At 56.5% G+C, this 25,366-nt stretch carries 25 protein-coding genes; 17 read left to right on the top strand and 8 right to left on the bottom strand.

Going from position 1 to position 25,366, the window contains the following annotated elements:
- The first annotated feature begins 268 nt into the window (after nucleotides 1-268).
- The 5 genes from LCM21_RS14235 (at nucleotide 269) to LCM21_RS14215 (ending at nucleotide 5,065) form a co-directional block, all read left to right on the top strand.
- A complete protein-coding gene (locus LCM21_RS14235) occupies nucleotides 269-481 on the top strand; it encodes a hypothetical protein (RefSeq protein WP_224891191.1) in 213 nt (70 codons plus the stop codon).
- Between the two features lie 365 nt (nucleotides 482-846).
- A complete protein-coding gene (locus tag LCM21_RS14230) occupies nucleotides 847-1,602 on the top strand; it encodes a sugar transferase (RefSeq protein WP_224891190.1) in 756 nt (251 codons plus the stop codon).
- Between the two features lie 102 nt (nucleotides 1,603-1,704).
- A complete protein-coding gene (locus LCM21_RS14225) occupies nucleotides 1,705-2,967 on the top strand; it encodes a polysaccharide biosynthesis/export family protein (protein WP_157769965.1) in 1,263 nt (420 codons plus the stop codon).
- 101 nt (nucleotides 2,968-3,068) lie between these two features.
- On the top strand, nucleotides 3,069-4,589 hold the full coding sequence (locus LCM21_RS14220) for a hypothetical protein (protein ID WP_224891189.1): 1,521 nt from the start codon (nucleotides 3,069-3,071) through the stop codon (nucleotides 4,587-4,589).
- 77 nt (nucleotides 4,590-4,666) lie between these two features.
- Nucleotides 4,667-5,065 (top strand): GtrA family protein, encoded by a 399-nt coding sequence (locus LCM21_RS14215; RefSeq protein ID WP_157769966.1) that lies wholly within the window; start codon nucleotides 4,667-4,669, stop codon nucleotides 5,063-5,065.
- A 23-nt stretch (nucleotides 5,066-5,088) separates the two neighbouring features.
- Here the strand turns inward: LCM21_RS14215 and LCM21_RS14210 are convergent, their stop codons facing one another.
- The 3 genes from LCM21_RS14210 to LCM21_RS14200 all read right to left on the bottom strand — a co-directional run bounded on the left by LCM21_RS14210 (nucleotide 5,089) and on the right by LCM21_RS14200 (nucleotide 9,092).
- On the bottom strand, nucleotides 5,089-5,331 hold the full coding sequence (locus tag LCM21_RS14210) for a hypothetical protein (protein WP_157769967.1): 243 nt from the start codon (nucleotides 5,329-5,331) through the stop codon (nucleotides 5,089-5,091).
- Nucleotides 5,321-6,709: a GMC oxidoreductase gene (locus LCM21_RS14205; RefSeq protein ID WP_224891188.1), complete on the bottom strand. Its 1,389-nt coding sequence runs from the start codon at nucleotides 6,707-6,709 to the stop codon at nucleotides 5,321-5,323. The genes LCM21_RS14210 and LCM21_RS14205 overlap by 11 nt, the downstream gene beginning before the upstream one ends.
- 157 nt (nucleotides 6,710-6,866) lie before the next feature.
- Nucleotides 6,867-9,092 carry a GumC family protein gene (locus tag LCM21_RS14200; RefSeq protein ID WP_224891187.1) on the bottom strand — a complete coding sequence of 742 codons (2,226 nt, stop codon included), beginning with the start codon at nucleotides 9,090-9,092 and terminating at the stop codon, nucleotides 6,867-6,869.
- A gap of 284 nt (nucleotides 9,093-9,376) precedes the next feature.
- Here LCM21_RS14200 and LCM21_RS14195 point away from each other — a divergent pair, with 284 nt between their 5' ends.
- The 12 genes from LCM21_RS14195 (at nucleotide 9,377) to LCM21_RS14140 (ending at nucleotide 21,097) form a co-directional block, all read left to right on the top strand.
- Nucleotides 9,377-10,177, top strand: coding sequence for a WecB/TagA/CpsF family glycosyltransferase (locus LCM21_RS14195; protein ID WP_068336481.1), 801 nt, complete (start codon nucleotides 9,377-9,379; stop codon nucleotides 10,175-10,177).
- A gap of 72 nt (nucleotides 10,178-10,249) precedes the next feature.
- Nucleotides 10,250-11,116, top strand: coding sequence for a sulfotransferase domain-containing protein (locus LCM21_RS14190; RefSeq protein ID WP_224891186.1), 867 nt, complete (start codon nucleotides 10,250-10,252; stop codon nucleotides 11,114-11,116).
- 3 nt (nucleotides 11,117-11,119) lie between these two features.
- On the top strand, nucleotides 11,120-12,091 hold the full coding sequence (locus LCM21_RS14185; RefSeq protein ID WP_224891185.1) for a sulfotransferase family protein: 972 nt from the start codon (nucleotides 11,120-11,122) through the stop codon (nucleotides 12,089-12,091).
- Nucleotides 12,081-13,046 carry a glycosyltransferase family 2 protein gene (locus LCM21_RS14180; protein WP_224891184.1) on the top strand — a complete coding sequence of 322 codons (966 nt, stop codon included), beginning with the start codon at nucleotides 12,081-12,083 and terminating at the stop codon, nucleotides 13,044-13,046. Before LCM21_RS14185 ends, LCM21_RS14180 begins: the two co-directional genes overlap by 11 nt.
- 1 nt (nucleotide 13,047) lies before the next feature.
- The gene (locus LCM21_RS14175) at nucleotides 13,048-14,010 is read left to right on the top strand and encodes a glycosyltransferase family 2 protein (RefSeq protein WP_224891183.1); all 963 of its coding nucleotides are present in this window, start codon (nucleotides 13,048-13,050) and stop codon (nucleotides 14,008-14,010) included.
- A gap of 3 nt (nucleotides 14,011-14,013) precedes the next feature.
- On the top strand, nucleotides 14,014-16,563 hold the full coding sequence (locus tag LCM21_RS14170; protein WP_224891182.1) for a glycoside hydrolase family 9 protein: 2,550 nt from the start codon (nucleotides 14,014-14,016) through the stop codon (nucleotides 16,561-16,563).
- 163 nt (nucleotides 16,564-16,726) lie between these two features.
- Nucleotides 16,727-17,155, top strand: coding sequence for a hypothetical protein (locus LCM21_RS14165; RefSeq protein ID WP_224891181.1), 429 nt, complete (start codon nucleotides 16,727-16,729; stop codon nucleotides 17,153-17,155).
- Nucleotides 17,152-17,817 carry a MotA/TolQ/ExbB proton channel family protein gene (locus LCM21_RS14160; protein WP_224891180.1) on the top strand — a complete coding sequence of 222 codons (666 nt, stop codon included), beginning with the start codon at nucleotides 17,152-17,154 and terminating at the stop codon, nucleotides 17,815-17,817. The genes LCM21_RS14165 and LCM21_RS14160 overlap by 4 nt, the downstream gene beginning before the upstream one ends.
- Nucleotides 17,810-18,175 carry an ExbD/TolR family protein gene (locus LCM21_RS14155; RefSeq protein WP_224891179.1) on the top strand — a complete coding sequence of 122 codons (366 nt, stop codon included), beginning with the start codon at nucleotides 17,810-17,812 and terminating at the stop codon, nucleotides 18,173-18,175. Before LCM21_RS14160 ends, LCM21_RS14155 begins: the two co-directional genes overlap by 8 nt.
- Nucleotides 18,172-18,549 (top strand): ExbD/TolR family protein, encoded by a 378-nt coding sequence (locus tag LCM21_RS14150; protein ID WP_224891178.1) that lies wholly within the window; start codon nucleotides 18,172-18,174, stop codon nucleotides 18,547-18,549. The genes LCM21_RS14155 and LCM21_RS14150 overlap by 4 nt, the downstream gene beginning before the upstream one ends.
- A complete protein-coding gene (locus LCM21_RS14145; protein WP_224891177.1) occupies nucleotides 18,546-19,703 on the top strand; it encodes an energy transducer TonB family protein in 1,158 nt (385 codons plus the stop codon). The genes LCM21_RS14150 and LCM21_RS14145 overlap by 4 nt, the downstream gene beginning before the upstream one ends.
- A gap of 371 nt (nucleotides 19,704-20,074) precedes the next feature.
- On the top strand, nucleotides 20,075-21,097 hold the full coding sequence (locus LCM21_RS14140) for a porin (protein ID WP_224891176.1): 1,023 nt from the start codon (nucleotides 20,075-20,077) through the stop codon (nucleotides 21,095-21,097).
- A 57-nt stretch (nucleotides 21,098-21,154) separates the two neighbouring features.
- On the opposite strand, the gene LCM21_RS14135 is transcribed toward LCM21_RS14140, so the two are convergent.
- Genes LCM21_RS14135 through LCM21_RS14115 form a run of 5 tightly spaced genes read right to left on the bottom strand, consistent with a single transcriptional unit; the run spans nucleotide 21,155 to nucleotide 25,361 of the window.
- Nucleotides 21,155-21,697 (bottom strand): DUF3833 domain-containing protein, encoded by a 543-nt coding sequence (locus tag LCM21_RS14135; protein ID WP_224891175.1) that lies wholly within the window; start codon nucleotides 21,695-21,697, stop codon nucleotides 21,155-21,157.
- The gene (locus tag LCM21_RS14130; protein ID WP_224891174.1) at nucleotides 21,694-22,311 is read right to left on the bottom strand and encodes a DUF3833 domain-containing protein; all 618 of its coding nucleotides are present in this window, start codon (nucleotides 22,309-22,311) and stop codon (nucleotides 21,694-21,696) included. The genes LCM21_RS14135 and LCM21_RS14130 overlap by 4 nt, the downstream gene beginning before the upstream one ends.
- Nucleotides 22,308-23,531, bottom strand: coding sequence for an MFS transporter (locus LCM21_RS14125; protein WP_224891215.1), 1,224 nt, complete (start codon nucleotides 23,529-23,531; stop codon nucleotides 22,308-22,310). The genes LCM21_RS14130 and LCM21_RS14125 overlap by 4 nt, the downstream gene beginning before the upstream one ends.
- Complete coding sequence (locus LCM21_RS14120) at nucleotides 23,531-24,076, bottom strand: hypothetical protein (protein WP_224891173.1); 546 nt, start codon at nucleotides 24,074-24,076, stop codon at nucleotides 23,531-23,533. Before LCM21_RS14120 ends, LCM21_RS14125 begins: the two co-directional genes overlap by 1 nt.
- Nucleotides 24,039-25,361 carry an NAD(P)/FAD-dependent oxidoreductase gene (locus LCM21_RS14115; protein ID WP_224891172.1) on the bottom strand — a complete coding sequence of 441 codons (1,323 nt, stop codon included), beginning with the start codon at nucleotides 25,359-25,361 and terminating at the stop codon, nucleotides 24,039-24,041. Before LCM21_RS14115 ends, LCM21_RS14120 begins: the two co-directional genes overlap by 38 nt.
- Nucleotides 25,362-25,366 lie beyond the last annotated feature (5 nt).

Below are 25,366 nucleotides of genomic sequence, written 5' to 3'. Positions count from 1 at the left end.
TTGAGACCCAATGGGCAAGATTTTACCAATCGTGTGGTGCTAAATCGCCGATAGGTTATGGAAATCCGGGAAAAGCGCGCCCATCTATCGTCGACAGAACTGATTGGTGTTAAGGTTAAGGCCTTCTTAATGAGTTTCTTTTTGCGTCGATGACCGGGATCAGCATGCACCAAGAGGGTGCTGCCCCAAAAGTGACACAATGCTGCGTACAATCGGGCCAGTGCGTGAAACAAGTGGATGAGATCTAACCAAGCGAGCTGAGGCTGGAATGATAATTTTCTATTTACTATCAGGCCCTCTGTTTGCCACGGTTGTCTTCGTGGCGTTGGCGATATCGGATGCAAGCTCGATTGCAGCACTCTCCGGTGGACTTGTAGCTGGTTTTTGTGCGCCCGCTTTGATTGCTTCTTTGTATCTTGTTTGCAAAAGCAAGTTGCGTGTGAAGATCATCAATAAATTACCCCTGAAAACCGGACAGTAACGGGCTGTTTTTTGGGCAGGCCGCTCAAATTTTGACGTCTGCACCATCACGCGATGTGCGGTTGGGTATTACGGCCGTGATTATTCAGATAAAAATCGGGGTTGAAAGCTTTTCTGCAAAGAATACGAAATGTGTCACGCATGTGGAAAAGTTAACAAACAAGTTGTCACCTCAGGCAATAAATGCAAACATATTTCAGGCAAAAACCCGGCCATTTTATGACATCGAGTCGGGAAGCAAGACGAAACGGGGCAGCGGATGTGGTGTCGTTGCGCCGTTGATCTATTGAGCAAAAGAAGTTTGAAACTCACGGCTTTCGCCCTTTTTTTGGGGTAGGCTCGCGGGTCCATAAGGTGTGTTGTGCCTTGGTTTTAGGCGCTTTTTTGAGTAGTCAGTGCGTAAGTTTGGGGGTCATTATGAACCACAATCGAGGTTCTTTTCCGATAGAAGAGACCGAAATATATAATACAAGACAACATTTTATACCTGCTTCAAAAAATCGCGTAAATCTCCAAGGTTTCTATGCGGCCAAGGGTAAGCGTTTGTTGGATATTGTTCTGGTCTTGATTGGCGCGCCCTTTGTGCTGCCACTCATGCTATTGATTGCGATCTGCGTGAAACTGGACGGCGGGCCGGCAATTTACAGACAGAGGCGTGTTGGTCTGGGCGGGCGTGAGTTCGATTTTCTGAAATTCAGGTCCATGATGATCGATGCAGATCAGATATTTCTGGATCATCTGAGGGAGTGCCCTGCTGCTGCGGCTGAATGGCAAGCCCGGCAAAAGCTTGAAAACGACCCGCGTGTTACCAAGGTTGGACGGTTTATTCGGGCCTCCTCTTTGGATGAGTTGCCCCAGCTTTGGAATGTTCTGATCGGCGACATGAGCCTTGTTGGCCCGCGCCCGATGATGCCTCAGCAACAGGCGCTGTATCCGGGAAGCGACTACAACCTGATGAAACCGGGGATCACCGGATTATGGCAGGTGTCCGAACGCAATGATGTCGAGTTTTCGGACCGCGCCGTTTTCGACACTGAATATGCTCAGAAGGTTGGACTGTGGGTAGATATTAAGATTTTGTTTCAAACCATCGGCGCTGTTTGCAATGGCACAGGTCGCTGAGCCGTTGCACCACACCCAAAAAAACAGAGTGATGCTACGATCATGAAGTTGACCCGTAAGAAAATATTTCATTCCGCACCTGCACTGTTCAGGTTGTCATCATTGGCCCGAAGCCTCTGTGCGGCGCTATGCCTGTTTGTGTTGACGCACGGTCCTGCCGCTGCTGATTACAAGCTGGAGCCCGGAGACCAGATTCGTTTGTCCCTGACCGGCCTTGATGGCCTGTCTTTTGACGCAATCGTTGATGCGCATGGCAACGTAAACTTGAAATGGCTGGGCCATTTTGAGGCCAAAGGCCTGTTGGCCGATGAGCTGGAAAACCTTGTGCGGTTGGATGCGGCTGGCAAAATCGTCAAGCAATACAATGCGAATGGGGAAATCTACATCATCCAGCTGGACGGGGACGAGATCGAAGTCGCCCGCAATGGATACAGGCCCATCATAATCGGTGGGGATGTCGCGCGTACTGGTCAGATTGATTTCCGTCCGGCCATCACCGCGCGTGAGGCTGTGGCCCTTGCCGGTGGCGTCCGCAGCATGCTGTTGGCCGATGATGTTACTATCGACCCGATACAATTGATGCGGTGGCAAACCACCTATGGGCAAGCGGCGCTGCAACACGCGCAGGCAATCGTTCAGGTCTGGCGCACGACGTCCGAGCTGCGACAAGATCTTGACATGCCGCCACCGACCCACGCCCAAGTCTCGGTGTCCAACGCGGTTCTGGACGAGTTGATCGCCGAGCAGATCAGGATCAGAGCCGTCAATCAGGAAAACGAAGCCGGTGAGCGGCGTTATTTCGAAGATGCCGAGGACCAGGCCGAGCAACGCATTGAGATTCTGAAAGAGCAGGAGATCGAACTCGCCAAGGCTCTGGCGTCCGATGAAGAGGAAGAGGCCAGAGTGATCAGCTTGATCGAACGTGGGTTGGCCGCAGGGTCAAGGATTGCCGATACGCGCCGGACCACCGTGTTGTCCGCCACGCGCTTGTTGGAGGTCGAAGAAGATCTGGCGGCCACAAATCTGGTTCTGACCAGATTGAAACGGGACCGAGAGTTGTATGAACAGCAGCGATCCCTTGTGTTGTTGCAGCAGCGTCGCGATGCGCATCTGGCCCTTCGCGATGCCAGCTTGCAAATGGATACGATTGCAAAATATCTGGCTGGTGCGTCCAGCGAGATCGGCACCGAAAGCCTGATCAGTGATATTGATTACTCGGTTACGATTTTCCGGGTTGTCGACGGTGAATTGCAGGAGCTTCGGGCTGAGAAAATGACTCAGCTGCTTCCGGGCGACAGTGTCGAAATCTCGGTAGAGCAGGTGACACAGCAGACCATACAGCAAACAACACAATTGACCGAATAGTGGCCTGCGGGAAGGATCAGGTCGTGTTTAAGTAACGAGTAGGCCCAAGGAGTCGCGTATTTCGCGGGTTCCGGGGCGGTTTTAAGAAGTGAAGTTTTTTAATGGCGTATCTCAAAGCTAAGGCCGCGCCTCATTCGCAAGGCGCAAATCTGACGACGCTAAAGGCGTGCATCTTGGTGCTGTGCTTTGCGGTTATGCAGACTGTGCCCGCGGCGATAAATGGCTTTCCCTTTATTTTCTTCGATACGCGCGGTTACAACAATGCCGGCAAGGCGGTAGTAGAAACCATAGCGGGTAAGCAATGGGTCGATGAAGCGCCGGTAACCAAGGCGACCTCGCCAGCGGATCCTTCGGTCGAACAGGCTGTGGCGGCCGCACCGGGCCAACGCGTGATTTCGATGTCCCGTTCGCCTTACTACGGCGCTTTGGTCTTTGTGTCCCTGCAAGCCGAAGCACTTTTGTTGGTGCTGTTTCAATCGCTGATCGTTGGCTACGTGGCTTGGCTTGTGGTGCGGCAAATTTGCAAGGAAAACCCCACGAAACCTTATCTGGTCATTGGCGTAATCTGTGCCGCGGTTACACCATTGCCGTATTTCACAGCCTATGCCATGCCAGATGTGTTTGCAGCCGTGGTGCCGCTTTGTCTGTTTCTGCTGTGTGTTTCGAAACGCAGCCTGACGAAAACTCAGATAGTAATCTGCTGGGTCATTCTGGCCGCAGCGGTTGCCATTCACAGCAGCCATATTCTTTTGACCTTTGGCCTGTTGGTGCTTTTGGCGCTGATGTCGCTATGGCCACGGGTTAGACCGCTGCTATCTGGTTGGCTTATGTCATTTTTGGCTTTCAGCGCGGGGGTGTCGGCGGTTTTTGCCTTTGCCTTCGTGTCCCAGGCCGTCTTCGGCAGTTGGCCGCAGAACCTGCCTTTCCTCACAGCGCGCGGGATCGAGGATGGTCCGGTGGCCGAGCTGATGGCAAATGACTGCGGCGGGTATGAGTTTGCAATTTGTGACGCAGCGCCTTTGGACAATAACAGTTCGCAACTATTTCTTTGGGACAAGAACGGCTACTACCAGTCAGCAGATGAAGCTACGAAGCAACGGCTGAGTGACGAAGACTTCTCAGTTTTCCTGACAGCCGCACTTGCGGAACCAGTGATGCAGATACGGGCTTCGGTTGGGAATGCATTAAGACAACTTGGTATGTTTGGTTTATACGAATTCTATACCGCCAAACGAGTCTTTGCTGAAAGCGCGCCGCACTTCATGAATGGCTCTAACCTTAGCAGGTTCGGGGCGTCTTTGGCTGTTACTGGCGGCTTCCCGTTTATATTCCTGTCGACGTTTGTCTATGCGTCGGCCGTTATTAGTCTGATTACGGTGGCTATTATGTTCGGGGTGCGATCAATATCAAACACGGCGATGGCGTTGGCCGTGCTGATCCTGGCAACCTTGCTGATAAACGCTGTGGTCTGCGGCGTGTTGTCGGACCCGCACCACCGATATCAGGCGCGGGTTATCTGGTTGTTGCCCTTCCTGGCAACATTGCTTGTTTTTCAGGGTGCCCAACGCGCCAAGCTGGTCCCGACCCAGTTTTCCGCGGAAAATTCAGATGCAACGCTTTGACCTCAGACTTTGGTGGAGTCCACCGGTCGGCGCAAAAGCACGTCGAAGAAACAGAGTGTAAAGGCGGATTTCCAAAGATGCCCTCGTCCCAGTTCTTAAAATTCGCGATCGTGGGTGCTGTTGCCTTTGTGGTGGATGCGGGTTTGCTGCTCATCGCGATCGAGGGGTTGAACTGGGCACCAGAGGTTGCGCGGCTGCTATCCTTTTTGGGGGCTGTGACCACAACCTGGTATCTGAACAGAACGTTTACATTTGCCACCCAGGCATCGCCCACGGTGAAGGAATTCATCAGCTATGTGCTGGCGATGAGCTTTGGGCTGGCGGTGAATTACGCCGTCTTTGTCGCCGTGATCAGGTTGAACGAGATCGCGGGTGCCCATCCGGTGATTGCGCTGGTGCCATCGACGCTGGCCGGGATGATCATCAACTTTCTGTTCTCACGCCGTATTCTGGATGCGGGTGACGCCCCGAAATAGGGGGCTGTGCTTACAGGCGGGGCTTAATCAGCGGTCGTGCTATCGGCCAGATGACGGGCAAGCTCTTCCCGGTCTTCAGGGGTCAGAAGCCATTCGTCATCCATCCCGGTTGCAAGACCCAGCTGTTCGATATTGGGGCGCGACACCCCAAGAAGCTGCCGGACCTGGTCGCGGAACTTGAAACCGACAACGCCGGTAATGACACTGCCAGCGGCGAAACCACCAGCGCCGAACATGAGGTTTCTGCGGGTTACATCAAACTTCATTTATCACCCCCAGTTTGTCGCCCAGCCGCGCCGCAAAGGCCATGATGGTGAGCGTAGGATTGGCGTGACCGCCGGATGCAAACACCGATGACCCCGCCACGAACAGGTTCTGATACCCGTGCACGCGGCAATCGGCATCGACGACGCTGGTTTTCGGGCTGGCCCCCATTCGCGTCGTGCCCATGGTGTGACCACCCCCGGTGACGCCGAACATGATCTCTTCGTTGGACATCCGCAGTCGCCCGGTATCCGAGGCGATCAGCCGTTCGCCCAATGTTTCAAGAAAGGTATCGACCGCCCGGAAACTGCGGGCACCGATGTGGAAATCTGTGCGCAGCTTTCGCAGACCGGACGGGTCGGTGCCCTCTCTGACGGTGACCCTGTTTTTAGGTTCGGAATCCATTTCCGCCCGGACGATGATGCCATAGGCCACGGCACCGTCGCCCCATTTGCCGGCAAACATCGTTTCGACGGGATCTTCCGAAACGAACTTTCCGGGATACAGGGCGACCGACACCTCAAGCCCGCCGATTTGCCGATACAGGTCATCGTCCGGTTCCAGCAGGGCGGTCAGCTCACCGAAACCGTCGGGAGCAATGGGAAACTGAAAGGCCCCGTTGCAAATCAGCTTGGCGCAATCGGGGAAATGCGGATGCTCCATCAGATAGCGGCCGACCTGATCGTTCTCGTTGCCGACCGCAGGCCCGGTCTCGGGCTGCGAGCTGAGCAGAATTTGCGCGTTGCCCATCGCCCCGGCTGCAAGCACGACCGCTTGCCCGGGCCGCAGGTCAATCCGTCTGGTGCCGCCGTCCAGCGTGTAGATCGAGATGGCCTCGATCCCCTTCCGGTCGTCCCTTGGGTGCAGGTGGCTGAGGGTGGCGCCAAGCGCAAGATCGGTTGTGGGCAGTTGATCGTAGAGCTGGGGTTCGCGGATCAGGCGCAACGGGTCTTCGGTGGAGATGGGCCGGTAGACGAAACCCGGCTCAAAATCCGCCGCATAAGTCAGGAAAGGTTCTGGCCTGCCCAGATATTCCGCGGCCATTTTGTAATAGGGGTCCAGATCGCTGCGCGTGATTGGCCATTGTCGAAAATTGCGGTCGATCAGCGGGCTGCAATACCCGGCCCAGACAGCGGATGTTCCACCCATGGCGCGCACCCAATGCAGCGGCCAGTGCGATCCGTCCAGATGCCCGCGACCGAAGATCTGGGCAAAGTCGGATTGAATGTCATCGTTGTATTGGGCCTCTCCGGTCTCAAGCATGATCGCGCTTTTGTCGTGTGCGCCAAGGCGTTTGGCCATCGCATATGCGGCAAGACCGGAACCAGCGACAATAACGTCGTAGGTGTCGAAATCTACTTCACTCGCTAAAACCTGCAAACTGGCTACTCACTTTTTTTGGAAACAAAAACGGTCATTGGGCAATGCGGTCATGGTAAGCGATTCTTACGCGCGGTCGTATATTTTTTTCGGGTCCAAGCGCTCAATCCCAATCACAATCGGCGTTTCGTGCACCGCAGAGTGAATAAGCAACCAATCAGCCGAAGTTCGGATCGCCGTAAAGTTTCGCCTTCTTCAGGTCGACGCGCGTCGCCACCAGTGCGGATGGGCGCACGCCCACGTTTTCCAGTTCTCGGATCGCCTGCAACATCGAATTAACGCGTGTGCTGTTCCAGCGGGTAAACAACAGGACGCGGTTGGATATTTGCGACAGATAGGCCGATTCCACTGCCGATAGCAGCGGCGGGGTATCCAGCAGAATCACGTCATACATATGCGACAGCGAGTAGAGCAGATCAAGGAACGCCGGTGAGCATAGGAAATCTGCGGCTACCGTTTGGGCCTCTTCCCCTTCGCCGCAGATCAGCGGCAGGATATCCAGCCCTGCCTGCGGGCTGCCGACGACATAGTTCAAAAGAAACTCCGGGTCTGCTCCGGCGTGTTGCAGGGCGTCGGGTGTCAGTCGGGAATAGTCACGATAGGCCGAAGTCAACGTGTCACAATCTATGATCAGCGTGCGGTAATTCGCCTTGGCGCAGACTGCGCCCAATAACAGAAGCGATGAGGTCTTGCCCTCATCCGGCAGCGCGGAGGCACCCGAAAATATCACGCACTGCGTGTCCGAAGCAGAAAGCTTGTTCTTTCCTTCCGGACGGTTCGAAAAAATCATGCTGGCTTGGGCCTCTGGCTCGCTTTGCGTGTTCGAGACGCGAAGGCCGACATCGCTGCTGGCAAGCAGCTTGCGTCCGAAATGGTGCATTTCCGCATCCAGCTTGCCGTCATGAATAAAGAAGGTCTCGAACGGCGGGTCTTCTTTGGCCTCTGGCACGATCGCAGACAGCTTGACCCCGGTTGTGCTTTCAAGCTCGTGCGTTGTTCTGAGCCGCTTCTGAAAAAGCTCGCGCACAACCGTTCCGATCAGGCCGAAAAACACGATCGCGAACATGACGAGGATCGCCGTCTGCGAGCGTTTGGGTTCCGAAGGATCAATAGCAGGCCGGGCCCGTTCGATGATATGCGCGCCCGCATCCAGATAGTCCGCTTGTTCTGCCCTACGGCCCAGCTGCGACACGAAATCCCGATAGATGGTTTCCGTAACCAGAATCTCGTTTTCGATCCGCTTGGTGACCGAGTCGTGCTGCACCTGCCGGGCCTGCTGCTCGCGGAATGTTTCGATGCTTTGTTGCAGGCCAACCAGTTGGGCATTCAATTGATCCATTTTCCGCTCGGCGGATTGCTGTATCGCATCCAGCGCGGTGATGGCCGCATCGTCTGTAATGTCGCTGCTTGTGCTGCGTGACAACAGCCCGACCTGGGCGGCATAGTCGACTGCTTCGCGCAGATTACCCTGATCGCGCAGCTCTGTGATCGTGTTTGTTTGTTCTTCAAGCTCCTGCAGGGATGCGTTGGCCAGAGAAGATCGCCGTTCCGCCTTGATCCTTTGCGCCTTGATCGTTGCATATTCATCAGGGGAATAAGGCGTCTCGATCGAGTGCGTCTCAAGGTCTGAACTCAGTTTGTTCAAGTCTTCCCGCAGCTGACCGATACGGATAGTCAACCAGCTTTGCGATTGCCCAAGTGCTTCGCGCTTCATTTTGGTCAGAACGGTCAGGTATTCCGATGCCAGGCTGTTGGCGATTTCAGCGGCTTTGTGTTTCGACTTAGTGGTCACTCGAATTTCGTACACGGCCGATAGGTCCCCGACCTGTTCAATACGCCTCGATCTCAGCAGGTTTTCGACGGCTGCCTCGCGGCGTATCTCTTCCTCGGAACGTGTGTCGCCGTCAGCAGTCGCTTCGTCACCGCCCGCGAGTATATCCACCAAAGCATTCTTTAACCCGCGCGCCAGCGCGATCGGGTTCAGGGTAATTCCGCCTTCCTCTCCGGCAAACTCGGGATCGTTCTGCAAATTCAGGCGTTCAACTACGCTTTCAATCAGGTCCGTGGACCGCAGCAGTTGCAATTCGCTTTCAAGGGATGTCAGCGACAGCGGCAAGCCCGAGACCTGCGGCGTGAATTCCGTTTCCGTTTGTACACGGGTTTCGATCATGACCTTGGCGCTTGAGGTGAACCGGGTGTCGGCCGTGTAGGTCAGCAGATAGGCCAGAACCCCACCGCAGAACGCAAGTGCAAGAATCCACAGAATGGATCGGCGGATGGCCCAGACAGCATTGGACAGCAATCTAAGCTCGGGATCGCCGGCAGCGGCTTGCCCCACACCCGATAACTCTACGTCGAGCCCTCTGCGATACTGATCAGTCATAACTCATAACAACTTTTGACACAGATATAGTTCAGGTCAGCCCGGCAGCGTCTGGTGGACAACATGTGTCGTCAGCGGCCATCAGCCTGCGGGCTAGAAAAATTCAACAATGCATTAACCAAACCACAATTGACGGTGAAAAGTAAGCAAGTTTGACAGGAAACGCGCAAATACACATGTTATTCGAAACAATCCGGGTCAGAACCGATGAATTTCCTAGCAAGAATCGATGGGCCTGCTAACCTGCTTACACTTTCGTTTTTTTGTGACCAGTTGGCTTTTACATGAATAAGATTCTGGATAAGCGCCTGCCGCATGCTTTTGTCGGGGGCATGCCAGTTGCGATCGCGGGTGCCAACGAATTGACAGACGTCATGCTTGAGGACGTGCAGCGGCGGCGGTGCGGTAAGCTCAATCGTGCGACAACTGTTTTTTCGTCAAACGCACAGGCGATTTCGCTGTATGCAAGCGATGAACACTTCGCCAAGACAATGGATTTGGCCGATATTATCCACGCGGATGGCCAGATTGTTGTCTGGGCGTCCCGCTTATCCTATGGCCGTCTTGGCATCCCCGAGCGAACCGCAACAACGGATTTCATCCACTCGGCGGCCACGGTTGCGGCAAAAAATGGTCTGAGCTTTTATTTGTTGGGTGGGGTTGAAGAGATCAACCGCGAGTGTGCGGAAAAGTTGGCCCTTATGTATCCGGGCCTTACCATTGCCGGACGGCGACATGGTTACTTTGATCCCTCCGAAGAAGACGCGGTCGTGGCTGATATCAATGCCAGCGGTGCGGATATCCTGTGGGTCGGGCTGGGCAAGCCAAAGGAACAGTTTTTTGCGGAACGGATTGCAACGAAACTGTCGCATTGTGCCTGGATCGTCACTTGTGGCGGGTGTTTCCACTATATTGTGGGCGATTACGCGCGCGCGCCGGAATGGATGCAAACCTTGGGCTTGGAGTGGTTGCACCGCATCGCGACAGGGCCGGGCCATCTGGCCCGTAGATACATGCGGACCCTGCCTCATGCGCTCAGCATTGTGTTGCGCAAGGACGTTCCCAATCGTTTTGGCCGCAGGTAGGGGCAGACAGTTGCCATAAGTTTGAGTTTTGCCGCCGCCTCCGGTTGGTTGGTGTGTTGTGAAAGGTTCGGTGTGAGTAAGGTCGAGTTCATTGGAATCGGTGCGCAGAAGGCTGCGACGACGTGGTTGCACCATGTCCTATCGGAGCATTCTGCCGTGACCATGGGCGACACCAAAGAGCTCAACTTCTTTACCGCAAATTATGACCGGGGCTACATCTGGTACGAAAGTTGTTTCGCTGATGGCCCCGCCGGTACGATCAAGGGCGAATGCTCTCCGACATATTTCTTCAGTCTGGACGCCCCGCAGCGCGCAAGGGACTACAACAAGGACTTCAAGCTGATCTGTATCCTGCGCGACCCGGTCGAAAGAGCCTATTCCAACCATCTGCATGAAATCCGAAAAGGCCATATCGCATCCTCGATCTCGTTCGAAGATGCTCTGGCGCGGAACCCGGCCTATGCGCGGCAAAGCCAGTACAAAACGAACCTTGAACACTGGCTTGCCTGTTTTGACCGAAGCGCGCTGTTGTTGCTGTTTTCCGAGGATATCTCTGAAAATCCCAAGCGGGCATACGATCAGATCTGTCGTCACCTTGCAATTGCACCCGATCCGAATCCGGCGTCGCTGTCTGATCGCCACCACGAAACCGTCACCTACCGCAGCCCGGCTGTACAGCATACCCTGCGCCGGGGTGGTGACATGATGCGCTCGCTGGGGATGCGTAAAGCAGTACGAACGGTGAAAGCTTTGCCGGGGTTCAAACACGCGCTGTCCATGAACAAAGAGCACCTGAAAACAAAGATCGCGCCGCCAACGTCAGAAACGCGGCAGAGGCTGACTGACCTCTTCACGCCCGATATGGAGTTTGTGGCGCAGGTCACGGGCCGTGCGGAATTGCCCTGGCAGACTTGGCGCGAACGGAAGGGCGGCGTTTAACCCATGCGATTGAACCGTGCCGCCCAGATCTTCGGAGAGATGCGCATCAACCAGATGGGCCACGTCGCGCGGCGTCTGCTCGGTGCCCGGTTTCTGAGCATCGAAGATTTCTTACCACCGATTTCACCAGAACAAGGCGCGCGCCTTGCAGCCTTGGCGCGTGGTGCACGCGGTAAGATCAACGCTCCGATCCTCGTGCTGGGGGTCATGCCGCGCTCGGGCACGAATTTCGTACGTGATCTGGTGGCTATGCACCCGGATGTGGCGGCGGATGCCGGACGGTTGTATGAATTTCCATTATTGCATGCAGCGGATGACGCAGCTGCGTTTGGGCGGGATTTCCTAAGGTATTTTCCGCGAAACGGCGAGGTTCTTGAGAAATACGATCTGCTGGCGATGTTGGCAGGGGCGTGGTTTCGGGAATTGCAGGCGCAGGCGCCGGGCAAGCACATCCTGCTGAAGTGTCCGCATGTGCATAACCTGACCCTCGCGCCGTATATCTTCCCGGACGCCAAACTGATCCTGTGTCTCAGGGATGGGCGCGATGTCGTGGATTCAACGCTCAATACCTTTTCTCGGTATTCTGTGACCCGTAAAACCTTTCGCCAGTTGGCTGATGAGTGGCGGCTTGGAACCGAAGCCATAACAACCTTCGCCGAAGGCGGCGTGAATGAGACCGAAGACGCGTTGGTGGTGCGGTATGAGGATATCGTCGCGGACTCGCAGCTTTTTGTTACGAACATGCTGGCCCATACTGGGCTAAACCCCGAAGTTTTCCCTTGGGATAGGGTCGATCAATTGCCAGTGCGCGGTTCGTCGCGGTCAAATGCTTCAGACGATGCGCGTTGGCAGCCGCAGTCAAAAGCGTCGGACTTTAATCCGGTAAAGCGCTGGGCGGCATGGTCGAAAGCAGACAAAGCCCGGTTTGACAGGCTGGCAGGGCGCGCATTGGAGCTTGCCGGGTATGAGCGGTGAACGCAGAATACAACCCGGCCCGCATGTGGCCATTTGCGTCGCGACGTATCTGCGTCCGCTGGGCCTGCGGGCTTTGATCGAAAGCCTGAACGCGCAAACCATCAGCGATGAACAGGTGCAGGTGACACTGGTGATCGCCGACAACGCGCCCGATGCCACGGCTCAAGCCACGTTGGGGGATATCCAAAGCTTGTCGAACTGGCCGGTGATCTATGTGACCGAGCCGACGCGCGGCATCGTGGCGGCCCGGAATCGCACCTTGTCCGAAGTGCCCCAAGATGCCGATTTTGTTGCTTTCCTCGACGATGACGAAGAGGTTTCGCAAATCTGGCTGGCAGAAATGCTCAAAACCATGCGCCTGCCCGACACCGTGGCAGTTCAGGGCCCGGTTGAGCCGCGCTATAGGCAAGCCCCGCCGGACTGGGTTGATGCCTTGAACCTGTTTCGCATGGGACCCTATGATCAAGGGGCGGAATTGGTGTCGGCGGCGACCAACAATTCGATGGTGCGGTCTGCCGTCATCCGCGACCGGGGGCTGCGTTTCGATCCGCGTTTCAACATCACGGGCGGAGAGGACGAAGAGTTCTTTACTCGTCTGCGCGACGGTGGTGGCACGATCCGCGCGGCGGCAGATGCTCTGGTCTGGGATGACGTTCCCGAAAACCGCACCACGATCCGGTGGCTGGGGCGGCGTTGGTTTCGCAAGGGCAACACGCTGAGCCGCATTGCCCTGATCCGGCGTAAGGCTGTTGGGATGCGGGTGGTCAAAAGCCTTGGCGCCCTGGGGTGGGGGTGCGCGATGTGCCTGTGTCTGGGCTTCGGCTCACAGGCCAGGTGGTATCGCGGCCTGCTGGAAATATTTCGGGGCGCTGGCATGATGGCCGGCTTGTTGCGTTTTGAGTTCTCTGAATACAGCAACTCAGCCGTAAAGGTCGACCGGGTCGGAGGCCGATAACATGCAGCACACCACGTTTTCGATCATCATCCCGGCCCGAAACATGGAGCCGTACATCGCTGAAACGCTGGATAGCGTCAGCGCTCAGAGCTTTAGGGCATTCGAGGTGATCTGCATCGATGATGGCTCGACTGACAGAACGGGCCGCATCATTGAAGACTTTACCCAGCGCGACGTCCGTTTTTGCGTGGTGCAGGGCCCGTCAAAGGGTGTCAGCGCAGCGCGAAATCTGGGTCTAACACTAGCGAAAGCACCCTTTGTCTTGTTTCTTGATGCTGACGATCTGCTGCACCCCGAAGCGTTGCAGCGCTACTACGACACGCTGACACGCACCGAAGCGGTTGGTGCGCTGGCCGGTGTGCAGCGTATGGCTGTCGACGGCCATATCATGCGTGGCACGGATAACAGGTCACTGGTTCCTGCTCAGGATCAACTGGACGCGCTGCTGTGCAAGAATTTCGTGGTCAATGGCGGTGCTCTGGCGCTTCGCACTGACAGCGCAAAGCGGGTAGGCGGATATGACGAAAGCCTGGTAAAAGGCGAAGATTGGGAGTTCTGGTGCCGTCTCGCGTTGCTGGGAGAGTTCGCCGTGGTCGACGGGCCGCCGCTGCTGCGCTACCGTCAGGTGGCCAGCGGGGCCAATCATCAGGCGCGTGGGTCCGTTTTTGCCCGCCGTGTGCCCAGCATTCAGAAGGTTGCGGCCAATGCGGATATGAAGGCGCGGTATGGGTCTCGGCTTCGTCGACTTTTGCGTAAGCGTCAGATTGATATCTTTTGGTCAGGCGTTCGCAACCAATTCCAATATGGGCGCAAGTCGACCGCTGTGTTCGAAGGCCTGTGCGGCGCGGTTCTTTATCCCGATAGCCTGCTGCGACCAAAACTGATCTGGCGGTTCCTGCAGAGTTTGGACCGTCGTGCAAATCAAGGGACCGTTACACCCGGTAAAAGCGAAGGGAGGCACTGACAAATGAGGATATCCCGACGTGCGGTTTTGCTGCAGGGCACTGCGCTTGCTGTATCTGTTCCGTTTCTGAACCAGATGGCCCTGGCCGAGCCTGAAACCGATGGCGTGGTCGGGTTCGTTGGTGAGGACATCGTTCAGCTGACCGTCATTGATACGTTGTTTGAAATCTCGCCTGTGATTCCGGTAACCCAGCGGGATGACCGGGCGTGGTACCCCGATCCGACGGATAGTTTTGGATCGCTCGGGCAACTCAACGGTGTAGAAGGGTATTTCTCGGGTTTTGCTAATACCACGCTGCCGCAGGGTTTTACCGAATGGCCGAGGGTCATCAGCGATACCCGGCGGTCTGGGTTCCAGATGACCACAGGAGCGTTTCTTAAGCATATCCCTGTTGATCAGCCCGACCAATGGCGCGTCACTATTGATGGAAGTCCGGCGTATGTCGTGTCGCTCTATCGCAAATCTGTCCCGATCCGCACAAGAGCAGTTGCCAAACGCAAGTGGGAAAGCACCAAGCGGCACAACCTGACCCTGACGCTGGATCGTGCCATACCGGAAGGCGCCGTGGTTGTGCTTGAGGGGCCATCGGTGCCAGCGGTCAGTCAGCGCAAGTCGCCCGAAGTCTTCAACGAGGCGCTGCATGTGTGTCACGCAGGTTATCCGCTGAATGGTCCTAAAAAAGCGTATATCGGGGCATGGTGGGGGCACAACAATGTGGGTCAACCGGGCAGCACCGATGCAATTTTGTCCCAGAATACCGAATGGGCAGTTCTTTCAACCGCAGACGGCGCGACGGTTCGCACCGGCAGACTGACCCTTGCCAAACCCGCGTCCGAGCCGCATCGGAACGGTCAGAATTTCAATGGCTGCGACATATACGAGGCGGATTTTTCGGACCTAGACGAGGACGGAGAATTCATCCTTCAGGTCGACGGTTTCGGTCGGTCGTTTCCATTCCGGGTCTCAGCCGCGCCCTATGTGGAAACGCTGCGACTTGCGGCACGTTGGTATTTTCATCAAAGGTCGGGGTGCGAGATCGCCGAACCCTTCGGCGAAGGCCGGACCCGTCCGCGCAACGGCCACCCCGAGGATGGCCTGACAGTCTGGCAAACCGATATCCGCTTGGGCAGCACCGGTGAAGGGTATGGCAAGGCCGGGGCAAGTGGGCTTTTGTCTGAACAGCCCGTAGGCGTGACTGGTTTTGACAGTATTCCTGTATCGGCACGCGCGCAGGACAATCCCGATGCCTGGGGTGGATGGCATGACGCCGGGGACTGGGATCGGCGCATTCAGCACATGGATGTCGTCTATCACATGGCCAATATCATCGAGGCTTTCGACTATACCCGCGCGCTACACCTGAACCTGCCCGAAAGTGGCAAGCCGTTCGCTCATCCTGATGTAAAGGCGCGCAAGGACGCGACTGATCGCGGCGACGGGATGACTGTTTTGCCTGACCTTATACACGAAGCGCTATGGGGCATCTCATTGTGGCGTAGAACTCAGGGTGAAGACGGGGCGATTATAGGTGGCGTGGAGTATTCCAATCCAGGCATTTTCGGATCGGTGTCATGGAACCCCGTGCAACTGACCTATGCCTACGCCCCCGAGGATTGGGCCGCATTCAATTTCGCGCTGAGCGCGGCAAAGCTGGGTCATGTCATCAAACAGGTTTGCGGAGATTCCGCACTGGGCGACGCCTTGATACAAGAAGCCACGCGGGCCTGGCACTGGGCAGAACAGGATTTTCTCTCCGACACTGCCGAACCGCGCGACCCCGAGGCGGTCGAAGTCATCAATCGGTCGCGCGTGGCCTCGGCCGCAGTTGTATATCGGGCCAGCGGCGATACAGCGGCCCGCGATGTGTTCGAAGCGCACAACCCCTTTGTACCACGGGCCGAGTCCCCGGCAGAGGGGGTCAAAAGGGGAATATACTCCCACGCTTACCTCGAATACGTGCTGGCGGCGCGGCAGGGGAGGCTGGCAGATACGGAAATCGTTGACGCAATCGAAGGCTGGATCGGGTATCGCGCCAGACGCTCGGAACGCATGGGGGCTGATTTCGGCCTGCACAATACCGACACCTATCCGTGGGGGCGGGGGTGGCTGCGGTTTGGTCCCGGATCCAACTGGCGGGCCGGAGAAATCGCGATGTTCTTCTCGATGGACAAGCAGTTGTCACCGGAAATGTCGGATGCCGTGACCGAAGGGATGTGGTTCGGCCTGGGTTGCAATCCGTCGAACACGAGCTTTGTGCAGGGGTTGGGACACCGGGACTTCGCCGACCCGCTGATGACGGATGAAAACGGCAAACCTCCGATACCCGGGCAGATCAGCTTTGGCGTCGCAGGTGGCAAGCTTCACCAATGGGAAGAGCGCAAGACGTCGGGTGCGATTTACCCACCCAATCAAGACGACTGGCCGATTTATGCGCAGATTTTCGAAAGCCAAAGCATCGCAATTTGCTCTGAACATGGGGTGAAGTCCAACGCGTTGGAGTGGCTGGTGGCCTGCGCCATGGTTAACGCGGGAAGTCCTGAACCGTCTCAGTGACATTTTTCATCGCAGACCCTGCTGCCCTGAAAGGGTTGAACGGACCAAAAATCGCTCTTTATCATATAGGCAGCGGCAACCCTTTCGCGCCCCAGCGGTCTTGGATAAGACGGTTGCAGCGCCGTCAGAGCTTAGTCTGACGCAATTAACCAGGAGCGCATTCATGAAGTATCGTCGTCCGGTGTTTGCAGCTCTTTTCTGCGCGCTGCCTTTTGCGGTTCAAGCTCAATCCACGCAAGATGCGTCGGGGCTAATGATTGAGCTGAATGCAGTAGAAACTGTCGAAGGTGCCTGTCGGCTGACTTTTCTGGTCGAAAACGAAACTGAAACCGCGATTGATACTGCCGATTACCAGGTGGTGATCTTCGATGCCTCGGGTGTGTTTGAACGCCTGACCCTTTTTGGGTTCAGGGATCTCCCGGCGCAGCGTCCGCGCGTGCGCCAGTTCGATGTGCGCGGCCTGTCCTGTGAAAACCTCGGGCGCGTTCTGATAAATGGGTTAAGCGGCTGTACCGTCGAAGGCGCAGAAAGCGATATCTGCGACGAAACACCGACCCTGAACAGCCGTACAGAAGTGGAGCTTTTGGGATGAGTTTTCTTGACGCCCTGCGCGAAATCCTTGCCCTGGGCGGGCCGGTGGTGGCAGTCCTGATCGCGATGTCCGTGGTGACGCTGGCCGTCACGTTTTACAAGCTTTGGCAGTTCGCCGCATCAGGCGTGGGGCGGCACCGGGTGCTATCGCAGGCGCTGCAAGCCTGGGATGCCGGGGACAAACAGACCGCCCGCGCGCGGTTGGCAGAAAGCCACAGCTATCTTGCGCCGCTGGTCGGTGTTGCAATGGATGCGCCCGACACGCCCGGTTTGGATCAGCGATTGGACGCTGAGGCGGGGTTGGCGCTGGCCGGGCTTGAACGTGGCTTTCGCCTGCTGGACACGGTCGCGCAACTGGCGCCCTTGCTGGGTTTGTTTGGAACCGTGTTGGGCATGATCGAAGCGTTTCGAAGCCTGCAAGCTGCAGGCTCCTCGGTTGATCCGTCTCTGTTGGCAGGGGGTATATGGGTGGCGCTGGTAACGACCGCTGTGGGGCTTGCCGTGGCGATGCCAACCTCGATGGTGTTGTCCTGGTTCGAAAGCCGCACCGCGCGCGAACGGGTTTTTGCCGATAAGGCGTTGCGCACCGTTCTGGTGCCGGGGCAAGCGATCCCGTTGACCGAAGACGCGCACAGCATGGCGACCACGCCCGGACATGCGTAACATCGCACCCTTTGTCAGACGGCCGCTGGCGATGACGCCGCTCATCGACGTGATCTTCCTGCTGTTGTTGTTTTTTATGCTGACCTCAACCTTTTCCAAATATGGTGAGATTGAGTTGAGCAACGCGACAGCCGGTGGCGCGACGTCTGACGTGCCTCAGGACCGGGCGTTTGTTCAGTTGGGGGCTGACAGGCTGGTTCTGAACGGTGCGCCGGTAACACTGGACGACCTGACGGCGCAGGTGACAACAGGTCAGGTTTTGATCGACCTTGATCCCGACACAACGGCACAGAGGTTGGTGGACGTGCTGGTTCTGCTGCGCGGGCGTGAAGGTCTGAGTGTCTTGGTGCTGGAATGATCCGCTATAGCCGCCCCCGCCGCAAACGCGACTCGACTATTGCGCTGATCAATGTCGTGTTTCTGATGCTGATCTTTTTCTTGATCGCGGGCACGGTGGCCACGCCTTTGGACCCTGACCTGAATCTTGTCGACACATCCGAGCTCGAGGGGCGCGAGCCGCCCGACGCGCTGGTGCTGCATCGGGATGGGCGGCTCAGCTTTCGGGGCACGCCAGTAGACCCCGAAGCCTATATGGCTGGGCGCGACCCCGGACCGGTGCGTATCGTTCCTGATCGTGACGCATCAGGTGCCCGCCTGATGGAGGTGACAGGCGCGCTGCGCCGACTTGGAGCAACATCGGTGTTTGTGGTCACTGAAAAGGCACTGGAATGATCCGGGGGTCCGTGATCGTTGCGGGCTTTGCTGCTCTGCTGTCGTTGCTGCTGCACCTGATGGGGCTAAGTCTGACCGCGCCCAGATTGGCAGACCAGTCAACCGCTAGCGATGCGCCAGACAAGGTTGAACTTGGAAACAGCTTTGAGGATCTGGTCGACGCTGTTGCGGAACCGGTTGAACCGCAACCGGTGGAAGCACCTGAACCGCCTGTCGACGAATCGCCCGAACCCGCGCCCGAACCCGCTGAGATTCCGACCAGCGAGGTTCACGTGGCCTCGGACAATCCACAGCGCACATTTGCGCCGGATACAGGTACCTCGGAGGTTTTGCAGCCTGTCGCACCCGAGCCGGTCGAGGCTGACACTCCCGAATCCGAAAACACCACCGACGGTGACCAGAGCGCCAGTGACGACGCAGACGAGACACCGCCCGAGACCGCCGAGGCTGTTGAACCACCCGAGGGCACCCCCGAAGCTACCGAGCCGGTCAATGAGGTCCCCGTCGCATCCCAACCTGCTGAGACCGAACAGCTTGCCGCCCTGCCGGACCCGACCGACGAAACCGTGCCATCGGTCGTTCCCGTTGTTCCGTTGGAAAGCGAAACGGAGGAGGCCGAAATTGCCGCAACGCCGGTCGAGCCAGTGCCAGATACATCCGAGAACACTGAAAGCTCAGAGCTGGCCGTAACCTCTTCGATCCGCCCGCCGCGTTTGGATCGCCCTTCGCAGCCTGACCGACAAGGAACACTGAACGGAGCCCGAGATTTTAGTGCCCTTCGGTTCCCGTCCCGTGAAATCGAGTCTCCTCTGACCACCTACAGGCGCCGGGGTGTCGATACATTCACCTCGGGCGATAGCGGAACCCGGTCTGGCGGGCGTGGACCTGGAAACTCGGACAGAACCAATTACGCCGGGCGGGTTCTGGTTCACCTGAACCGCGCGCCGATCGTCTACACGGCGGCACGCGGGTTTGCGAAAGTATTTTTTGAAATCAATCCGGACGGAACCCTTGCGTGGGTTGATGTCGTAGACAGCAACGGGACACCGGATGTCGAGCGCGCCGCCAAGGCGCAGGTGCGCGCGGCCTCACCCTTTCCGAAACCACCAGGAGGCGTGAGCCGCAAGCTGTCCTTTGTGTATTCCAGCAACTAATCGGACGCGCCGGTCTCAAACTGATTCGACATAGCTTCCGCCTTTGGTTGGGGCGGTTCTTTCCTCGCGCAGATGTGTTTTTTTTCGACGAAAACGCGAGCGATGAGCCAAATGTTATTGTTTTGTAAATTTAAAGACCAATGACCGTTTTTCTGCATTCAACTTCTTGTTAAAAGATCGTGAAATCCATCAAGTAATTGAAAATAAACAATTAAGATAATTTCTCGTCTTAGGCCGTATGCAAAGGTGCAACGCAGGTTTCGCGCCGAGACGTTCAACAATTCCCGTGCGGTTGCCTGACCATCGAGTTTGTTCGATTAGGCAGTCCGTCACGCTCTGTGGCGACTCCTCTCAAAGTAAATGGAACTACCATGAAAAAGATTCTCATTGCATCGGCCGCTCTGATGGCGACTGCAAACGTTGCAGCGGCTGAATCCGGCGTCAAATTTGGCGGCTACGCTCGTTTTGGTCTTGGCTACGTCGAAGACCGTACCGGCACCGTCGAAAACTTCAACACAGTTGGCGGCGTAATCACGTCCACTGATACCGCCACTGTCGATACCGATAACACCGCCCTGATATCGCGGTTCCGCCTGAGCATTGACGGCTACACCGAGACGGACAGTGGCGTTCGCTTTGAGGCTCGTGTTCGCTTGCAAGCCGACGACACCCCTTCGACCGGCGAACAGCAAAAGGCTGGTCTGAACGGCGCTCGCTTCTCAGTCATCTACGGTGGTTTGCGTGTTGACGCTGGTAACGTTGCTGGTTCGTTCGACAACTTGGACGACTATTTCGGCACCGAAATCGGCCTGGAAGACTTCCTGGGGCAGTATTCGGGCGTGAACTACAGCTTCCTCGAGTACACCTCGACCGGCTCTGGCGCGAACGCTGTATTTGTCAAATATAGCGTCGGTGATTTGTCCGTATACGGATCGTATGACCAAAATACGATTGCTGTTAACGGCGGAAAAGACAGTGCAGACCGTTGGGACGTCGGCGCGAGCTACACTTTTAACGACATCATTACTGCATCGTTGCTCTACGGTGAAACCGACCTCGCAACTGGCGGTGATGAAAGCCTGGCCCTCTTCACCCTGGGTGTAGATATGGGAGATTTCTACGGCACACTGTTCTTGGCCGATGATGATGTTGAAAATGACGACGAAGACGGCACGGCGTACGGTTTCTCGGTTGCCTACAACGTAGGTGCTGCGACCACGCTGGAACTGGCATACGGTGACGGTTCGGCTGATGATGACCAGCGTTTCATCGGTGCCGGCGCAATCTATGATCTGGGTGGCGGCGCGTCTCTGCGCGGCGGTGTCGGCGAGATCAAAGATGGCGATGAGGACGGTATTATCCGTGCCGACTTGGGTGTCCGGTTCAACTTCTAAGTTGACCTAAGCTGAATATGTAGAAGGGCGGGTTTTCTAACCCGCCCTTTTTTCTGCCTATTTCTTTTCAAAAAACAAGATAACCTCGCCCAGACGGACCCCGAAGCGCGAGACATAGGCGCGGTTCAGCAGACGATCATCCGTCAGCAGCCACATCCAATCGTCGAAGTTCACGCGCATCGTTCCGTCTTTGACCGGCAGGTCGATTTTGTATTTCCAATTGAACGTATCGCCACGCTCGATCCCGCTGGCGGTGCCCAGAACGCCGGGTGCAGTACCGGTCCAGGAGTCTTCGCCGGCTTTAGTAAGTGTCCAGATGCGTTGTTCGGTTGCACCATCATCATAGACGAAATCCTCGACCAAGGTCAGGGTTTCGCCATCCCAGGTTCCGTCAATGTCGACAGTAAAGCGGCGGGGTACATTGCCCAGAACATCCTGAAACTGACCGTAGGCAACCGTTTTTCCCTCAAAGAACTCTTCAAGGTTCAGTTGCCGGTCGGACAGAAATGTCTTGGGGACGCGCGGTTTCGCGGAACAGGCGGCCAGAGCCGCAAGCCCCGCGATGGCAAAACCCAGGATCAGAACGCGGCGTGCAATCATTGAACGGTCCTCTGCTCCGCTGCCGCGTCATATCCGTTGGTACCGCTGACATGGGCGGTTTTGGTATCCGGTGCCGGACGCATTGTAGCAACCAGTTCCGCAACCTTGAGGCCAAACTTGCGCATTTCTGAACGGTTCATGATCACGCCATTTTCAGTCAGATACATCCAATCGGTGACATCAAGCGTGTGCCCGCCCGCGTCCTGCGGCAGGATGATGCGGTAGGTTAGCTTGACGGTCGAACCCGATATGGTTCCTTTGCCTTCGCCCACGATATCATCTGCCGTGGTGGTAAACGTGTTGCCGGTCCCAAGCGTCAGATGCCATTTCCGTGTCATTTTCTTGCCGTTGGAATAGGTGAAATACTCGGCCAGTGTACCGGTTTTTCCGTTCCATTCCCCAACCATGCGGGCGACGAAACTGTTCGACATTTTGCCATTGGGCCCATAGATCAAGCCTTCGGACAGTATTTCGCCGTTCAGAACCTCTTTCATTCTGAACTCAGGGCCGGTGCCGGAGTAATCGTTGGGTGATTGCGATCTGAAGCTCAGGAAACGGTTCTTGGCAACTAGAAGACCGAGGATTGCGAGCAAGAAAACAACAAGCGTATTCATTTGGCTGTAACCTCCGTGGGCAACGTCAGGACCAACCCGAACGCGCCAAGTTTCAGGATGCAGGGCAGTACGGCATATGCGATGGTGAGTGTCCGCAAAGCTTCGGCGGAATTCGCTTGCCCCGGATTGAATCCACTGCGTTCCAGCAGCGGCAAGGTGAAAAAGGCAGCAAGCGCAAGGCCCAGCTTGCCTGCAAATGACCAGATGCCAAACGCGGCCGAGGCGTTCAGTCCTGCACGCGTCAGCACGACTGAAAACATGGCAGGCAGCACTACCATATCCGCCCCAAGCGCGGCACCCGAGGCGAAGCAGATCAGTGCAAAGCCTGTCAGGTCCCCCGCCGACAACATCGCTGCGCCGACAAAACCGGCGATCGACAGTGGCATGGCAATCATCAAGGTCTGTTTCGCACCAATTCGGTTGCTGAGTTTGGCCCAGAGCGGCACGGTCGCCCCGGCGCTTAGGAAAAACAGGATCAGCAACGGTCCGGCCTTGCCGGGCAGTTGCAGGCGGTCTTCCACAAAGAACAGAAACAGAGTTGATGTGATGGCGACTGGCAGGCTGTTAATCAGCGCCAGAAACAAAAGGCGCAGCGCGCCGGCTTGACCAAGCCCCGAAAATGACAACCCCTCGCCGGTGATCGGTGCGCGACGCCACATCGGAAGCGTCATGATCAGGGTGAAGATCGCCAGCAATCCTAGAAACAGGCCAAACGCGGGATAGCCTTGTGCGCTGGCCCCCAATGCCACGAACAAGGTCGGAGCGCTGGCAGCAAGAACAACTCCGGTCAATTGTCCACCTTCCCGCCAGGCGGCCAGTGTCATAAGTTCCTTCGGGTCAGTGCGTTTTGCCAAGGTCGCGCTTCGGCCATACAACAATATGGTGCCCACGCTGTAGGCCGAGAACAAGAGGATCAAAACAGACACTAATGCAGCGATACTTGCCCCCTCGGGTAAACCAAACAGCAAGGGAAAACCCAGCGCCAGTCCAAACGCAGCGACAGCAGCAAACAGGGCTTGCGCGCGCGGCCAACGGTCGATGGCCCAACCGATAAGCGGATCCTGCACCAGATCGACCAGTCGGATTACCAGCAGAACGGTACCGATCACAGCCAATCCGATACCCAGATTAACGGCGGCAAATCGCGGCAAATGAATATACAGCGGAATACCTGCTGCCGCCAACATCAGGGCGTATAGGCTGACCCGGGGGTAAAGCATCACTGGCCTTTCAATTGCCGGGTGAAGCTGGCTGATCTTGTGTCATTGCCAAGGAAGATGGACATGAAGGCCCGCTTGGCCCCCGGGTAGGCCAGGGTGCAGGTTTTTTGGCCGTTGCGCCAAAATCCAACCTGGTTCGCACCTTCCGAGATGGCGACGTAATTGTCGCCCCGGCTGACGCCTTGGAAGCACTGCTCCAATTGACCTGCGGTGGGCGCAGGGTTGCCCTGGCGCGCCATCTCATCCAGTGTCGACTCGACCAGGGCTTTTTGTTTCAGGTTCTTTCGGTAGGTCAGTTGAATCCCAAAATCTTCATTCCAATTGAACGCGTCACCCTGCGAGGTGAAAAGCTTGGCGTCGTAAACCGGTACACCCAAAAATCGAAACGTCGCGCTGCCCTTGAGCTGCGCGTCAGAAAGCGTCTGATTGATAGGAGACGCAGCAAGCCCGCCCGGAGCCAGTATCACCAAGGAAACCAGCACCGTACGGCAAGCGTCAGGTATCAGCCTATGCAGGAATGACCGGGTCTTTTTCAAGCGTTCCATTGTCAGCTCCGAGTGTTTGCGGGGTGCCATTCAGACGCTCAACAACATGCATCGCGCTGGCAATCCCATCTTCGTGAAAGCCGTGCCGATTGTAGGCACCGGCAAACCAAGTTCGGTTCTGTCCCTGCATCTCGCGGATTTGCCCCTGGGCTTTCAGGGCGGCTTTGTCGAATACCGGATGGGCAAATTCGACCTTGTCATAGATTTTATCCGCGGGAATTTCCGATGACGCGTTCAGCGTCACGAACAGCGGGTCGCTGTCCGGAATGTTCTGTAGCCGGTTCATCCAATATGTCACGCCGACGTTTCCGGCTTGTGACCGATAGGTCCAGCTTGACCAGCAGGCGCGCCGCCGTGGCATCTGGCCCGGGTCACAGTGCAAAATTGCGGTGTTGGGCTGATAACGGATAGACCCTAATGCGGCCTTTTCTGCATCCGTTGCGGCCTCACCTAGAATCGACAGCGATTGATCGGAATGGGTGGCTAGTATGATCTCATCGAACAGATCAGCCTGTCCCTGGCTGTGTACCGTCACGCCGGTATCGTCCCGGTGAATGTGATCAACCGGGCAGGCCAGGCGTATTTCACTGCCACGCGCCCGCAAAGCAGCATCAATCCGGCGGACATATTCGATACTCCCGCCTTTGACCGTGTACCACTGATGCTGATTGGCCCGTCCGCTCGCCAACAGGGCATGATTGCGGAAGAACTGCACCAAAGAGCGGGCTGGGAACTGGTCGACAAACTCCACTGGGGTGGACCAGATAGCACCGCACATGGGCATCAGGTAATTGTGGCGGAACCAATACCCAAGGCGAAGCTGATCGACCAGCTCTCCGATCGTGGTGTCATCATCCTTGGCGGCCTCGGGGGCTTCTTTTCCGAACCGTACAATGTCCGCAATCATCTTGTAATAGGCCGGCCGCGCAAGGTTGCGTTTCTGCGCCGTCAGGGTACGCAAGTTGTTCAGACCGTACTCGATGCGGCCATTGTCAATCGTGGCCCCAAAGCTCATTTCAGATTTGATGAGCGGCACGTTCAGTTCGTCGAACAAACGCGTCAGATACGGATAGGTGGCATAGTTGAACACAATAAAACCGGTATCGACCGGCTGATCACCGTTCTTGCCAGCAAGCACAGTGCGCGCGTGTCCGCCAAGGCGCGGCTCGGCCTCAAATACGGTCACATCGTTGTTTTCTGAAAGATAGTAAGCAGCCGACAGACCGGAGATACCTGCACCTACTACTGCGATTTTCTTGCGTACGCCTCGGGTTTCGTCGAACATGCCAT

This window comes from Ruegeria profundi (genome assembly GCF_020171505.1).
Classification (GTDB): Bacteria; Pseudomonadota; Alphaproteobacteria; order Rhodobacterales; family Rhodobacteraceae; genus Ruegeria; species Ruegeria profundi.
The sequence above is the reverse complement of the archived record's forward strand: the minus strand, read 5'-3'. Positions and strand labels throughout refer to the sequence as shown.

Excerpts from the sequence above, each read along its gene's own strand:
- LCM21_RS14125 (WP_224891215.1), bottom strand. The coding sequence starts at position 23,531 with ATGCTTTACCCCCGGGTCAGCCTATACGCCCTGATGTTGGCGGCAGCA.
- LCM21_RS14155 (WP_224891179.1), top strand. The coding sequence starts at position 17,810 with ATGCGTAACATCGCACCCTTTGTCAGACGGCCGCTGGCGATGACGCCG.
- LCM21_RS14120 (WP_224891173.1), bottom strand. The coding sequence starts at position 24,076 with ATGGAACGCTTGAAAAAGACCCGGTCATTCCTGCATAGGCTGATACCT.
- LCM21_RS14215 (WP_157769966.1), top strand. The coding sequence starts at position 4,667 with ATGCCCTCGTCCCAGTTCTTAAAATTCGCGATCGTGGGTGCTGTTGCC.
- LCM21_RS14235 (WP_224891191.1), top strand. The coding sequence starts at position 269 with ATGATAATTTTCTATTTACTATCAGGCCCTCTGTTTGCCACGGTTGTC.
- LCM21_RS14185 (WP_224891185.1), top strand. The coding sequence starts at position 11,120 with ATGCGATTGAACCGTGCCGCCCAGATCTTCGGAGAGATGCGCATCAAC.
- LCM21_RS14170 (WP_224891182.1), top strand. The coding sequence starts at position 14,014 with ATGAGGATATCCCGACGTGCGGTTTTGCTGCAGGGCACTGCGCTTGCT.
- LCM21_RS14130 (WP_224891174.1), bottom strand. The coding sequence starts at position 22,311 with ATGAATACGCTTGTTGTTTTCTTGCTCGCAATCCTCGGTCTTCTAGTT.
- LCM21_RS14140 (WP_224891176.1), top strand. The coding sequence starts at position 20,075 with ATGAAAAAGATTCTCATTGCATCGGCCGCTCTGATGGCGACTGCAAAC.
- LCM21_RS14145 (WP_224891177.1), top strand. The coding sequence starts at position 18,546 with ATGATCCGGGGGTCCGTGATCGTTGCGGGCTTTGCTGCTCTGCTGTCG.
- LCM21_RS14165 (WP_224891181.1), top strand. The coding sequence starts at position 16,727 with ATGAAGTATCGTCGTCCGGTGTTTGCAGCTCTTTTCTGCGCGCTGCCT.
- LCM21_RS14115 (WP_224891172.1), bottom strand. The coding sequence starts at position 25,361 with ATGTTCGACGAAACCCGAGGCGTACGCAAGAAAATCGCAGTAGTAGGT.
- LCM21_RS14180 (WP_224891184.1), top strand. The coding sequence starts at position 12,081 with ATGAGCGGTGAACGCAGAATACAACCCGGCCCGCATGTGGCCATTTGC.
- LCM21_RS14220 (WP_224891189.1), top strand. The coding sequence starts at position 3,069 with ATGGCGTATCTCAAAGCTAAGGCCGCGCCTCATTCGCAAGGCGCAAAT.
- LCM21_RS14135 (WP_224891175.1), bottom strand. The coding sequence starts at position 21,697 with ATGATTGCACGCCGCGTTCTGATCCTGGGTTTTGCCATCGCGGGGCTT.
- LCM21_RS14175 (WP_224891183.1), top strand. The coding sequence starts at position 13,048 with ATGCAGCACACCACGTTTTCGATCATCATCCCGGCCCGAAACATGGAG.
- LCM21_RS14200 (WP_224891187.1), bottom strand. The coding sequence starts at position 9,092 with ATGACTGATCAGTATCGCAGAGGGCTCGACGTAGAGTTATCGGGTGTG.
- LCM21_RS14195 (WP_068336481.1), top strand. The coding sequence starts at position 9,377 with ATGAATAAGATTCTGGATAAGCGCCTGCCGCATGCTTTTGTCGGGGGC.
- LCM21_RS14210 (WP_157769967.1), bottom strand. The coding sequence starts at position 5,331 with ATGAAGTTTGATGTAACCCGCAGAAACCTCATGTTCGGCGCTGGTGGT.
- LCM21_RS14150 (WP_224891178.1), top strand. The coding sequence starts at position 18,172 with ATGATCCGCTATAGCCGCCCCCGCCGCAAACGCGACTCGACTATTGCG.
- LCM21_RS14160 (WP_224891180.1), top strand. The coding sequence starts at position 17,152 with ATGAGTTTTCTTGACGCCCTGCGCGAAATCCTTGCCCTGGGCGGGCCG.